The following is a 13,421-nucleotide window of genomic DNA, read 5'->3' on the forward strand; positions in this document are numbered from 1 at the left end:
AGAAACACATATTTGTTCTTACTGCGGTAAGGAGATCCATGGGGATCATGTATACATAAAGACTAAGAGACGGACTGAGCTGCACATACATTTTGAGTGTGTGTCGGTAAAGGCAACAAGTTAATTAAAAACTGAAAGGAGGCTGGAGCGGTGGCCACCGTGACAGGATATCCTGGCTCCTTTCAAAATGAGAGACGTAATTATAGATTATTTCTGCGGTGGAGGTGGCGTGAGTACTGGTGGCGAAATGGCATGGGGCAGATGCTTTGATTATGCAATTAATCATAATGCCGCTGCAATAGCAATGCACAAATACAATCACCCATATACTCACCATTTTACGGAAGATATCATGAGAGTCAAGATTGACAAGTTCCTTACTTGGGGACAGAAAGTCAGCTTTGTATGGGCAAGTCCTGACTGTACCTCGCATTCAAACGCAAAAGGATCTAAACCAATTGAGAGGGGCTTACGAATTCTTCCAATGGGAGTATGGAAACAGTGTAAGTTGATCCTGAAGGCTACGGGAAAAGTTCCGGAAGTGATCATGATGGAAAACGTTAAGGAGATCCAGAAATGGGGTCCTCTAGATAAAAACAATAAGCCGATCAAAGCCAAAGAAGGAGAGTATTACAATAAATTTATTCGCCTTATGAAAGAGTTTGGTTATGAGTTTGAATGTCGGGTCTTAGTTGCTGCGGATTACGGAGCTCATACGACCAGAGAGCGCTGGTATGGGCAGTTTCGATCTGATGGAAGACCTATTGTCTGGCCGGAACAAACTCATTCAAAGAATGGCTTAAACGGAATAAAGCCTTGGGAGCCGATCAGTCAGGATATTGATTTTACTGATTTAGGTAGCTCGATATTCACCAGGAAGCGACCACTAAAAGATAAAACACTAAGCCGTATAGGCGCAGGTATTAAAAAGTTTGTTGTTGATGATCCAAACCGGTTTATTCTTCCGGACAAATTGGCAGCGCCATTCCTGATACAGTATCATTCCGAAACAACAAAAGGTGAGGTACGGGGACAGAGCTTGAAAGAACCCATACAGACGATTGATACATCGAACCGTTATGCGCTTGTTACCTGCTTTCTATCAAAGTTCTATAAGACTGGAACCGGTCAGAGCGTTAATGAACCAATACATACAATCACTACTTCTCCCGGACATTTTGCTTTAGTATCAGCTTTTCTGATTAAGTATTACGGTCATGGAATCGGTCAAAGTCTTAATGAACCGATAGGCACCATTGTCACAAAAGACCGGTTCGGACTCGTCCTTGTGATTATAGACGGAGTGACATATCAGATCATAGATATCTGGTTTCGAATGTTGAAGCCTGAAGAATTAAAACTGGGACAGGGGTTTCCGAAAGATTACGTTATTGAGTTTAAAATGCCAAACGGAAAACTTTATCCCAAGACTATGCAGGTTGAGAAGATTGGAAACAGCGTTGTTCCTTTGATGGCAGAGAAACTTTGTTATACAGCTTGTCCTTATCTGAAAGTGGGAGAGCGAATGCCGAACATGAGGATTGATGATAGTCAGGCTCAGCTTAGATTTGCCTAAAGAGTTGTGAAAGGAGAGCAGATGTCAGAGCAAAATGAAATGTTAAAAATCGTCACTCCTATGATGGAGCATGTATGTGATCACCTGTGCCGGTTCCCTGGGGAGATTGGTGATCAGGAAGAATTGGACAAGATCTGCGGGGGGTGTCAGATGGGAGATCATATCTGTAATATACTGAATACATATAACCGGATGAGTAGTTCTGGGGCAAAGATATTACAGGGACAGGCTGCACATGAGAATATGGTGGCTGACTGGAAGTGGCATTTAACGGAACGGTTTAGCCGGGTGAATTAGGATTTCCTGGAGTACTGGGAGAAAGGGTATATATGAAAAAAATTAAAATGCAGACTAAGATTATTGAGGGTGGGTGCGTTGTTGAAGAAACATATGAAATTGACAATTCAGTTTCAGAAAAGGTATATGCTTAAATCTTATAAGCAACTTCAATGCAACATTACGGCCCAATGAAAGCCCAAGAGAATTACTCGAAGTTACTGTTATTGAGGAAAATGGGGAGAGCAGAAAGGAACATTCATGGGAAAAACAGAATCTTGTTACCATTCGTAGAGCTGGGCAAATGTATGACACTTATAAATGCACCTGTTGTGGTATTACTGCAAAGCGGTATGGAGTAAGTCAGATAGTACGGGATAGAAGATATTCAGCCGAAAAGTACAAATATTGCAAGTAAGGAAAACTGAAATTTAAAGATTTATTGTTCCTTGATAATTGAATATTGATAGTTGGTAATATATGGGATATAATAACTAAAAAAATGGGTAGGGGCGTATGGAAAAGATAATACCAATATTTGTATGGGTGATTAAACGTTTATTTTTTTTGGCGTTAGTTTTGTTAGCAATTTTTTTAATCATAGGTGTTCCACTTATCATAAATGGAGTTTTTAAAATTCCTGCTAAATATGAAATCTTGAGGGCTGGTTCAGAATGGAATGAGGGTGTTATTTTGGGGTATTATGGTTCGGCAATATCATTTATTGGAACGATTTTGCTTGGTGGATTGTCTCTATACCAAAATAAACTTTACAGAAACGAAAGCAATAAACTTAATCAAAGATTAGAAATGGAACAAAAAGATAGCAAAAGGCCTATTTTGGCATTTGAATCTCATGATGGTTTAAATTTCAAAATAAAAAATATTACGGATGGAATAGCTTATAATTTTGGAGTGGGTAAAGCTGAATTACAGCTTGACAAAAAAGTCTACCCATTGATATCTGACAATGAAAACAAAAGTATTTTGACAAAAAATGAAGAAAGGCACATACAACTAAAATCAATCTTAAAATTAGAAGATTTCAATGGATTTGCAATTTTGAAAATATACTTGCAATATACAGATATCTTTGGAAGTAAAGTCCTTGATAAATATTCGGTTGCGTTTTCTCTACATGGAGATTATAACCAATGTTCTACAAACTTTGAGGGAAGAAGAGTCAATTAAAGTTTAATATGTTAACCAACTATCAATTTTCGGTAGTTGGTTTTTTATTGCCCAAAAGGAGGGATACATTGAGAAAATCATCAAAAGACTGCAGAGCAGACAGAGCCAGTGTAAACAGTCGCATACAGGCCGAGGCGGATGCAGCTATAAAGGCACCGCCGGTTATGAGTTTCAGCGCGCAGATGCCAGCTTATACATATACAAGCCTGTGTCCGGATCCGAAGCGCAGGAAGCATCCTGCGAGGAAGAAGGTGCAACATGAAGCTTTTAGATAAACAGATAATCACTGTCCAGTTTACCCTGGGAGAAAGTTTGGGACCATGATCGGCAGCAATGACGGTCTGATCGGGATCATGTTAAAAAGTGGTGAATACATAGATGTTCCCCAGGAACGGGTGAGAATTGTATCGGTGGAGGTGGAAGATGGAAAAGATAAGGTTTAGTGTTATCAGGAAAAGGTGTCTGATCTGCGGAAAGACTTATCCTTCTGATTCGAAGCGGACAAGCTGCAGCTGCAAGGATCACGGGAGATTGTTTGCGGTAGGAAGGTTGTATCAACCGAAGAAGTTTACAAAATAGATTAAAATGTATTTTTACCAAGTAAGAAGTGAACAAAACGGGAAGAGGTGATTTTTTGGGAAATATAAGACCATTAAATTACAGCAAATACGGTATCAGTAAAAATCGATTCTGGGAACTATATTACTGGTGTTTGCAGTATGGTGAATGGAAAGATGAGCTTAAATATAAAACGGATACGGTGGGTGCCATGGAGATCACTGACATGCCTATGAGCAGGAATATCGGTGATGCTACCCAGCAGCTGGCTATGAGACGCACCATGTTAGAACAGAACTGCCGATTGATAGAGCAGACGGCTATTGAGGTTGATCCGGATATATACCAGTACATACTTAAGGCCGTGACAGAAGAAGATGTAACTTTTCGGTATTTAAAAATGATCATGGAGATTCCCTGTGGTAAGGATATGTATTATGATCGACGCCGAAAATTTTACTGGTTATTGGATAAAAGAAGGAAAATGTAAAATGAACCGTAATAACAGGACAAGTCAATATGGTATATTAATATTATCCAGTATTAGATAAAACTGGAAGTTACTTAGTTCTTTTTTATAGAGCGCCTGTTGATCTTATATCAATAGGCGCTTTTTGAAAAAAAAATTGTTGGGTTCAGTTTGAAAAACCATGCCAAATTCGTGTCCTGTTAATGACTGAACATTAGATTTAAAATAGTGTTTTTACAGATTGAATAAATTTGAAAAATCCATACACGGCGGCTACGCCAACATATTTGGCCTCCCATTGAAATAGATGTTTACCATATTAAATTGAAATCCATACTAATGTTAGTAAGCTGTTTTAAATTAGTTTAATAAATATATCAATACACTAATGTATAAAATTAAAAACAAATCATACAATTTAATAAATGTACATATTCAATAGTTTTATTATAAAAATGAAAAGAAGGTGTTTGACACGAATAGTTACTGGGAGTATACTTTAAATAAAGGTATAGGAAATACGGGAGGAAATATAATGACTTTAGATGATATACTGCCGAAAATTGGGAAAAAAGTTAAAAACTTTAATTTAAACAGTGAATATACGACAATACGTTATATAGATGAGAAGGAATACCAACAGGATATATATAAATATGTCGGTCCTGAATTTCATGATTCAAATTCAGAAAATTTAAAAAATCCAAAGTTTATTTTGTTCTCGGCACCTGGCGCAACTGGAAAGACAGCGTTAGCGAAACATATTTGTTACACAAAGAATGGAATCTACTGGGATCTTCCTAATAATAAAATTGCAGAATATAGTTTTCAAGGAGCTTTATCTGAAGCCGTTGGTTTTGCTAATATCAGCAACTTTGTAAAAAGTATAGAAGAGGGAAAAAACTTTCTTGTTATAGATGCATTTGATGAAGCTGAGGCGGGTTCTGGAAGATCTGGTGTTGAATTTTTTTTGAGAGATTTAAATGCGGTAACGGAAAATTGTATTGACACTTCTGCAGTTCTTTTAGCAAGAACAGAAAGTGCGATTTATATAAAAGAATACTTAGTCAAAAATAATATAGCTTTTAAACATTATGAAGTGGGGTATTTTAAAGAAAAAGAATCTAAAATATATATTAAAAATAAACTTGCAAGCTTGAAAATTGAAACTACATTGGTTGTTGAGGAATGCATAGATGAACAGTTCAATGAGATACACAGAATATTCACAGATAAAAGTGCACAAGAATTTTTAGGTTATGCTCCGGTCCTGGATGCTTTGGCTGCTTCTTATACAGAAGAAAGAAATACAGTAAACCTTTTGAAAAACACTACTAAGGGTGAAAATAACTGTTCATTAATGATAAAGATTCTTGATGATTTGCTAATTAGAGAACAGGATAAGTTCTTAAAAGCTTTACGTAATAAATTAAGTAAAAACAATAGAGATATTAATTGGGATTGGTTTAATTTCTATATAAAAGATGAGCAACTTTATCGCATTATTGGCATGATGTTATTTTTGGATGCCACAATGTTCGGAACAATTCATGATGCAATGCCACCTGAATATTACGATGAGTATCTTGAAGTTGTTGCTACCCAATTGCCCCAACATCCATTTATTTGTGCTAAAGATAACAATGGAGTCGTTAAATACGAATTTACTGGGCCTGCATTTCGTGATTATGTGATTGCATACGGTTTAGCAGATAAAGAGTTATCAGATTATACATGGGAATTTCTTGCTAATAATGACCATTTGAAATATCTTCCATCTCAAATGCTTATAGAATTTTATGCTTTGTTTTCGGGTGGGAAAATTAAAGGTAAATTCGTTCCGTTAATGTATAATTCTTTTAAGGCCCATGCACATTTAGGAGATAAAGTTTCATTAAATATAAGCGGTGATAAAGAAGATTGTTATATTGAGTTTGAACTTACAAGAGAAGATAATATTGTATTATCAGTAGAATTTCAGCTAATAGATTTGGATGAAGGTGTTTTTATTAATCAACTTTCAAATTGTTATATTGATATAGTTGGAAATGTTATAGTTGGAGATGCTTATGGAGAAGCAAGAATAAATAATTCTACTATTATTTGTGAAGAATTGCTTTGGAAAAGTGAAAAAATCTTGATTGAAGCATATTCTCCAGGTGAATGTCTTTTGATTGCTAATCTTTTTAAATCGGCCACTACTGGCTCTCCCAGATTTGAAATAAAAACGGATAGAAAAGAAAATTTAAATATATCATCTAGTAATTTGGGCAATTATTATAAATTAATTGCTTATAAAGCAGATAACATATTTAATTCTACTGATTCGGGATTCGAACCGTTTGCTTATGCAATTAGGAGGATTTTTAGTTGCTTAAGATCGCACAGTAAGGATACACCTGCGAGAAAAATGGATTTTATTGATAATAGAATAATTGGGAAAAGTGAGAAGAAAAAAGAAATCTTAAGTTTTCTTATAAATGAAGGAGTGCTATACACAGATGATCAGGATTGGTTGTATAAATTAAATACAGATAAACTTTCTGATTTTACTATTATGTGGAATGAAATAAAAGATGGAAATTTTAATTCATTACAGCGTCTGTATGAGACATATTTAAATTATCAAAAAGAATAAAAAAGTTTGTATAAAAAGGACACCACACCCGGTGTTTTTTTTATACAAATATTAACAAGATTGGAAGGTGAGGTGAGAGCATGGGAAGACCATTAAAAATAAAAACTCCAGAAGAAATGGAGCAGTCGTGGGAAAAGTATAAAGCAGATTGTGACAATCAGGAGGTTCTTACCCATGATTTCAGTTCCAAGAATAGCGAATTTGTAAGCGCTAAGTTACAGCGCAGCATCACATATACAATTGAGGGGTTCTGTGTATTTGTGGGAATTCCAAGGTCGTTGTTTTATGATACATATTCTACAAAGAAGAGGTATTCGGACATCGTTACGCGTATACGTGAGGAATGTGAGGTCGACGCCCGCAAGAAGTTTGAATTGCAGGTGATTCCTTCACAGTTGGCAGGGCTTTGGATGAGCAAATATGGTTATACAACTAAGGTGGAAAACAATGTCTCCGGCACACTGGAAACAGAAAAAACTAAGCTTGACGATCTGATCAAGCAAATGCGTGGCGGTGATGGATAATGAGCAATGAGCGCCTGCTTCTGTCAGAGAAGTATAAAGCTTTTCTTAAACATGATGCTCCAGTCGAGTTTCTGGAAGGGACAACGGCTGCGGGTAAAACAACGGTCGGTTTGTTTAAATTCATGCTTAAGGTTGCAGAGAACCCCAAGAAGTTACACATCATAGCAGCAAAGGATACCGGTACTGCTGAGAAGAATATCATCAATAAGGATCTGGGCATCACAGACGACTTCGGGATCCTGACTGAATATAACGGCAACGGTACCAAAGACGATAAGATTCCTCATATTCTCTTTCATACTTCAGGAGGGGATAAGGTCATCTACGTTCTGGGTTATGGTGACAAAAAGAAGTGGCAGAAAGCCCTGGGCGGTCAGTACGGCTGCCTTTACATTGACGAGATCAATACAGCAGATATTGAGTTTGTAAGAGAGTCAGCCATGCGGTGTGATTACCTGATGGGGACACTTAACCCCGACGATCCGAACCTGCCTGTTTACAAAGAGTATATTAACTGCTCCCGTCCGCTTCCTGATTGGGAGGAAGAGACACCAAAAGAAATACTGGAAGAACTAAGAGAGGAACCAAAGCCCGGCTGGGTGCATTGGTTCTTTTCTTTTACCCACAATTTGGGTCTGTCAAAGGAGAAGTTGGAGAACATTATCCGGAACACTCCAAAAGGTACAAAGATCTGGAAGAATAAGATCCAGGGCTTAAGAGGTAAGGCAACCGGCCTGATCTTCCCGAACTTTGACCGCAAAAAGCATGTGGTCAGTAAGGCTCTTGCAAAGCAGTTTATACGGAATCAGAACGATCGCCATCAAACAGAGTGGTTTGTACATTTTTCTGCGGGGCTAGATACGTCCTATTCCCAGAAGTCACCGGATACCATTTCCATGAGTTTTATCGGGATCACGAACCGGGGCAACTGCTATGTGCTTGATGAGAAGGTGTACAACAACGCAGATCTGGGAACTCCTCTTGCCCCTACAGATACGGTCCGGAACTTTATTGACTTCCTTGATCGCAACCGGAATGAATGGGGATTTGCCAGAGATACCTTTATAGATTCTGCGGATCAGGCAACCATAACAGAGTTTTTAAAGTATAAGCGCCTGAATGGCTGCGTCTACAATTTCAATGATGCCTGGAAGAAAGAACAGATTATTGACCGTATTATCAATCAGTTAAACTGGTTTGCTGATGCAGGAGCAAAGCCATGTTTCTATATCGTGGATACCTGCTCAAATTATATCCGGGAGCTTGAAGTATATAGCTGGCTGGAAGACAAGGACAATACGCCAGAAGACAGAAACGATCACATGGTAAATAGCGTGCAGTATGCATGGCTGCCATACGAAGTAAAAATCGGAACAGGAAGGAGGGCTTCATAAGTGGGTTGGTTTAAGGATATGTATTTTAAATTGCTTAAGATTGTAGGAGCAAAAGAGAGGCAGGTGGTCATAAAGGAACCGCTTTCCTTTCAGGGCAATGTCTTAAAAAATAAGATCTGGTACCGCGGAGATCCGTCAGAACTAGAACAGTTTTTCAAACAGACCGCTTACTGTGATGTGTTTAAGGCAAGGTTCTGGGCTTCCGTTCCATACCGGAAAGTAAGAAAGATCCATTCCGGCATTGTAGGAATTGTGGTGGATCGGTTTAAGGATATAATAACCGCAGATCTAAATGATATCAGCTTTGGAGAAAAAGGAGACAATCAGCCTTTAAAGGAATTATGGGATCAGATTGCAGAGGATAATAACTTTGAAGGGCTCTTGGGCGAAGCAGTGGCCGGTGTTCTGTCAGCCGGTGATGGCGCCTTTAAAATTAGTCTGGATCAGGTCAGTGAATATCCGGTCATAGAATTTTACGAAGCGGACCGGGTGGAGTATAAATACCTGCGGGGCAGATTGAGTGAAATTATCTTCTCGACAAGCTACTCATATCCAGATAACAAGGAAAAAGAATACCGTTTAGAGGAGACTTACGGGAAAGGGTATGTCCTTTATAAACTCTTTGATGATGCTGGTGGAGAAGTTCCGCTTAATACTCTTCCTGAAACAGCAGTCTATGAAGATACTGCCTATGACGGGGATTACATCATGGGAGTGCCCCTTATCTTCTTCACATCAAGTAAGTGGAAGGGGCGAGGGAAAGCGCTGTTTGAAGGCAAGACGGACGATCTGGACGCTTTAGACGAAGTGATCAGCCAGTGGCTTGATGCAGTGAGAAAAGGAAGGGTGAACCGGTATATCCCGGAAGATATGGTTCCCAGGGATCCCAATACAGGGCAGCTGATAGAACCGAATGAGTTTGACAATGATTACATAGCGATCGGTGCAGTAAAGAAGGAAGGATACAGCGATAAAATTGAAGTTGTTCAGCCCCAGATATCCTACGAAGCGTATTTAAACAGCTATACTTCCTTTTTGGATCTAGTGCTGCAGGGAATCATTTCCCCAGCAACCCTTGGTATTGATCTGAAAAAGACGGACAATGCAGAAAGCCAGAGAGAAAAGGAAAAGATCACCACTCATACCAGAGGGACGCTGGTTAAGGTGTTGTGCAAGGTTCTTCCTGAGCTGGTAAGTAAAATCATGATGACTTATGACCAGATGCAGGAAAAGGCTCCTGGGGAGTATAAAGTTTCCGTAAAATTTGGAGAGTATGCAGCTCCAGGCTTTGATGCCGTTGTGGAGACGGTCGGCAAGGCGCGAACCAGTGGAGTCATGAGTATAGAGAAGTCCATAGATGAAATGTACGGCGATACTCTGACAGAAGATGAAAAGGCAGAGGAGGTCAAGCGGATCAAGATTGAGCAGGGGATCTTTGAAACAGAAGAGCCTGGACTAAATACGGAAGGGGTGAAGGCGGATGAAAGTGAAGGTGATGAACCGCCAGTACCAAATGAGCCAGCTGGAGTACCAGGGACTCCTGAAAGTGGCAAATGAGCAGGTTCCGTTTGGCATTTATGCCGTTGAAAAAAAGGATTATGCAGAGCTCAGGTGTGATAAGTGCAAAAGCATTACACAGCTGAAAGATCTTACCCGGAAGTTTAAGGCACAGGGATTTAAAGTTTTAGCAAACGGCAGGTGATCACATGAATGAGTATGATATCTCCGCTGCGTTTGAATCGATTGAACAGGAACTTATTGCCTCCATGATCCGAAATATGGACCGGCACAGAGCGGAGGAACTGAAAGAGGGCTATGACTGGTCCATGTGGCAGACGGAACAGCTTAAGTCTTTGGAAAAATATAAGCTGGAGAACCAGAAAAAATACAGCAAGCAGTTTAAAAGCATAAACGCCCAGATCGGAGAACTTATCTGGCAGGCCAGACAGCAGGGAGGCATGAAGCAGGAGGCGCAGATCCTCCGGGCTATCAAGAACGGCTTTAAAAGCTATAAGCCCGCTTCGGCAGCCATGCAGGCAGAGTTTTTCAAACTGAATACCCGGAAGCTGGAAGCCCTGATCAAAGCAACCGGTAATGATATGAAGAAAGCAGAAACGGCAGTCTTACGAATAGCAAATGACCAGTATCGTAAGGCTATTTTTAATGCCCAGGTATATGCCAACTCCGGAGCCGGTACTTATGAAAAGGCAGTGGATATGGCTACCAAGGATATGCTTTCCCGTGGGCTTAACTGTGTGGAGTATAAGAATGGCGCGCGCCATGCTCTGTCAGACTATGCAGACATGGCAATCCGGACAGCCAGTAAGCGGGCATATCTGCAGGGAGAGGGGGAGAAACGTCAGGAATGGGGAATCAGTACCGTTATTGTAAACAAGCGTGGAAACCCCTGCCCCAAGTGCCTCCCCTTTGTGGGAAAAGTCCTGATTGATGATGTGTGGAGCGGAGGAAAGGCGTCTGATGGTCCGTATCCCCTTATGAGCGCAGCCATTGCAAGAGGACTCTATCACCCAAGGTGCAAGGACAGTCACAGCACATATTTCCCTGGAATATCTACGGCGGATGATATCTGGACCAGAGAAGAACTAAAATCAATTGAAAAATCTTATAAGCAGGAGCAGGATCAGCAATACAATCAGAGACAGGCGGATAAGTTTAAAAGATTGGCTGAATATTCCTTAGATGAATCCAATAAAAAGGCTTACGATAAGAAAAGGCAGCAATGGGAGAGCCAGTCTGAAAAAGAAGAAATTGGATTCTTTAAGAAAATACAGACGAAGAAAGTGACCGAAGAAAAAGTAGACAATATTGCAAATGATTTTATACCAGCAAGCTCATTACAGGAAGCAAAGGAATATGCTTTTAAGGAATTCTCAGTTTTAATTAAAGGTGCCGAAGATATTTCTTTAGAAAATGTAAACTCTATAAATAGGAGATATGGGCAGCTTATAAAAGAAAACCCCCATATGAAAGGATTCATTCAGGAATTTGAGTTTACGGATACTTTAGGAGAGGGCGCTTATGCTGCAAGGGTTCTGACTCCGGGAGGAGATGGCAGAATAAGCCGATCTATACAATTTAACCAGGAAGAATATAAAAACATAGAAGTGCTAAGTAAAAAGTACTCTTCCCTTGTTAAGTCTGGATATTTCCCTAAAGGCACAACTTATGAAAATATTGTTGATCATGAATTCGCTCACGCCCTGGCAGATGAGATGGGTCTTAAAATGTGTCATATTGATATTAATGGTAAATTTACAGCAGATGAATGGAAAAATGTAAGAGTGGCAGGAAAGGCTTTCAGCAAGGTCAGGGTTGAAGAAACAGCAAAAAGACTACATATTACTGCAGGTAAGCTTCAGAAGAAAATAAGCGGATATGCAGTATCAGAACATTCAGAAGCATTTGCTGAGGCTTTTTCTTCTGTACATGGAACGAAGCCGACAAAAGAAGCCTTGGCACTTATGGCTGAATATGATAGAATAAAGAAAATGTACCATTAAGGAGGCAGACATGGTAATCGGTGCCATATTTAAAAAGGGTAAGAACGGCGAATATCTAACAGATAAAAATGGAGATTATGTGATAGATGAGCGTGAATCCGAAAAGCTATTAAACAATGCCTTTCCAACAGAAAAGCAGGAAGATAAACAGGTACTTAGTCTTTTTGAAACAGAGTTAAGGAAAGCTGAAGCACAGAATAACAGTTAATACCTTCAGTCAGTAAAATGGCCGGTGGTATTATTAAATTATATACCTATGTGGAAGGAGGGAATAAAATAATGGTTTACATTCCGAAACAGTGGCTTCATAATCCAGAAAATGAAGTTAAAGTACACCAATTAATTGAAGAGTATTTTCCAAACACTTGTGTCTTATTCACGGAAGATTTGGAAAAGCAGAAAGAATTTCCTACCAGGTTGAAAGAACTGGGAGAGTTGGAGATCCTTAAGCATTATGAAGAAGGGGATATTGTAATGAATGGCTGATACCACTGATCTATTAAGGATTGGTGGTATTTTTATATTCTGCGTTGCGACCGTCGCAACAGATCGGAGGCAGTATGAACCGGATAAGAGAGGATCCGATATAATTAAAAATCATTACAGATAAAGCGCGCAGGATAACCTGGGCGTTATTTTATTGCATAGAAAGGATGAGATCATGAAGAAAGAAGAATTTACTGCACTGGGAATCAGTGAGGATCAGGCGGCCAAAGCGGCAGAGGCTTCAAAAAAGGAGCTGGAATCCTATGTACCTAAAGCTGATTATGATACAGCCAATCAGGCAAAGGGACAGCTTGAAAAGGATATCAAGGACAGGGATAAGCAGCTGGAAGATTTAAAGAAGAACAGCGGGGACAATGCGGAACTGAAAAAACAGATCGAAACCCTGCAGGCAGAAAACAAAGCAGCCGTTGAGAAAAACGAAGCTGACATGAAGGAGTTGAAACTTTCCACTGCTATTAAGCTGGCCATTGCTGAATCTGCTCAGGATGCAGATCTGGTAACGGGTTTATTTGATAAGTCTAAGCTGATTCTTTCTGATGACGGGAAGGTAACCGGTTTGGAGGAGCAGTTAAAGTCCATTAAGGAATCGAAACCGTTTTTGTTTAAGGAAGTAAAGACAGAACCAGCAAAAAATACTGGTTTCCGTCCTCTGGGAGCTCCCAGTCAGCAGACCCAGACAACAACTACAACCGATGGTAGCAAGGTGAATATGAAGTCCGCTATTGAAGCAGCACTTCAGGCACAGATGCCGTCTAAATAAAATTAAG

At 39.6% G+C, this 13,421-nt stretch carries 16 protein-coding genes; all 16 read left to right on the top strand.

The window, feature by feature from the left end:
• Nucleotides 1-187 precede the first annotated feature (187 nt).
• The gene (locus ABS301_RS14855) at nt 188-1,576 is read left to right on the top strand and encodes a DNA cytosine methyltransferase (RefSeq protein WP_349672962.1); all 1,389 of its coding nucleotides are present in this window, start codon (nt 188-190) and stop codon (nt 1,574-1,576) included.
• A 21-nt stretch (nt 1,577-1,597) separates the two neighbouring features.
• The gene (locus tag ABS301_RS14860; protein ID WP_349672963.1) at nt 1,598-1,873 is read left to right on the top strand and encodes a hypothetical protein; all 276 of its coding nucleotides are present in this window, start codon (nt 1,598-1,600) and stop codon (nt 1,871-1,873) included.
• Nucleotides 1,874-2,368: 495 nt separating this feature from the next.
• A complete protein-coding gene (locus ABS301_RS14865; RefSeq protein WP_349672964.1) occupies nt 2,369-3,043 on the top strand; it encodes a hypothetical protein in 675 nt (224 codons plus the stop codon).
• 68 nt (nt 3,044-3,111) lie between these two features.
• Nucleotides 3,112-3,318 carry a hypothetical protein gene (locus ABS301_RS14870; protein ID WP_349672965.1) on the top strand — a complete coding sequence of 69 codons (207 nt, stop codon included), beginning with the start codon at nt 3,112-3,114 and terminating at the stop codon, nt 3,316-3,318.
• 45 nt (nt 3,319-3,363) lie between these two features.
• The gene (locus ABS301_RS14875; protein ID WP_349672966.1) at nt 3,364-3,486 is read left to right on the top strand and encodes a hypothetical protein; all 123 of its coding nucleotides are present in this window, start codon (nt 3,364-3,366) and stop codon (nt 3,484-3,486) included.
• On the top strand, nt 3,467-3,622 hold the full coding sequence (locus ABS301_RS14880; RefSeq protein WP_349672967.1) for a hypothetical protein: 156 nt from the start codon (nt 3,467-3,469) through the stop codon (nt 3,620-3,622). Before ABS301_RS14875 ends, ABS301_RS14880 begins: the two co-directional genes overlap by 20 nt.
• A gap of 55 nt (nt 3,623-3,677) precedes the next feature.
• Nucleotides 3,678-4,091 carry a hypothetical protein gene (locus tag ABS301_RS14885; protein WP_349672968.1) on the top strand — a complete coding sequence of 138 codons (414 nt, stop codon included), beginning with the start codon at nt 3,678-3,680 and terminating at the stop codon, nt 4,089-4,091.
• A 514-nt stretch (nt 4,092-4,605) separates the two neighbouring features.
• Complete coding sequence (locus ABS301_RS14890; RefSeq protein ID WP_349672969.1) at nt 4,606-6,708, top strand: hypothetical protein; 2,103 nt, start codon at nt 4,606-4,608, stop codon at nt 6,706-6,708.
• 80 nt (nt 6,709-6,788) lie between these two features.
• Nucleotides 6,789-7,232 carry a terminase small subunit gene (locus tag ABS301_RS14895; RefSeq protein WP_349672970.1) on the top strand — a complete coding sequence of 148 codons (444 nt, stop codon included), beginning with the start codon at nt 6,789-6,791 and terminating at the stop codon, nt 7,230-7,232.
• Nucleotides 7,232-8,626, top strand: coding sequence for a terminase (locus ABS301_RS14900; protein ID WP_349672971.1), 1,395 nt, complete (start codon nt 7,232-7,234; stop codon nt 8,624-8,626). Before ABS301_RS14895 ends, ABS301_RS14900 begins: the two co-directional genes overlap by 1 nt.
• Nucleotides 8,627-10,183 carry a capsid protein gene (locus ABS301_RS14905; protein ID WP_349672972.1) on the top strand — a complete coding sequence of 519 codons (1,557 nt, stop codon included), beginning with the start codon at nt 8,627-8,629 and terminating at the stop codon, nt 10,181-10,183. It begins immediately after the preceding gene.
• The gene (locus ABS301_RS14910; RefSeq protein ID WP_349672973.1) at nt 10,173-10,328 is read left to right on the top strand and encodes a hypothetical protein; all 156 of its coding nucleotides are present in this window, start codon (nt 10,173-10,175) and stop codon (nt 10,326-10,328) included. The genes ABS301_RS14905 and ABS301_RS14910 overlap by 11 nt, the downstream gene beginning before the upstream one ends.
• Before the next feature lie 4 nt (nt 10,329-10,332).
• Nucleotides 10,333-12,147 (top strand): phage minor capsid protein, encoded by a 1,815-nt coding sequence (locus ABS301_RS14915; RefSeq protein ID WP_349672974.1) that lies wholly within the window; start codon nt 10,333-10,335, stop codon nt 12,145-12,147.
• A 10-nt stretch (nt 12,148-12,157) separates the two neighbouring features.
• Nucleotides 12,158-12,355, top strand: coding sequence for a hypothetical protein (locus tag ABS301_RS14920; protein WP_349672975.1), 198 nt, complete (start codon nt 12,158-12,160; stop codon nt 12,353-12,355).
• A 71-nt stretch (nt 12,356-12,426) separates the two neighbouring features.
• Nucleotides 12,427-12,633 carry a hypothetical protein gene (locus ABS301_RS14925; RefSeq protein ID WP_349672976.1) on the top strand — a complete coding sequence of 69 codons (207 nt, stop codon included), beginning with the start codon at nt 12,427-12,429 and terminating at the stop codon, nt 12,631-12,633.
• A 175-nt stretch (nt 12,634-12,808) separates the two neighbouring features.
• The gene (locus ABS301_RS14930) at nt 12,809-13,414 is read left to right on the top strand and encodes a phage scaffolding protein (RefSeq protein ID WP_349672977.1); all 606 of its coding nucleotides are present in this window, start codon (nt 12,809-12,811) and stop codon (nt 13,412-13,414) included.
• The last annotated feature ends 7 nt before the right edge of the window (nt 13,415-13,421 follow it).

It is taken from the genome of Lacrimispora sp., from assembly GCF_031982545.1.
Classification (GTDB): Bacteria; Bacillota; Clostridia; order Lachnospirales; family Lachnospiraceae; genus Lacrimispora.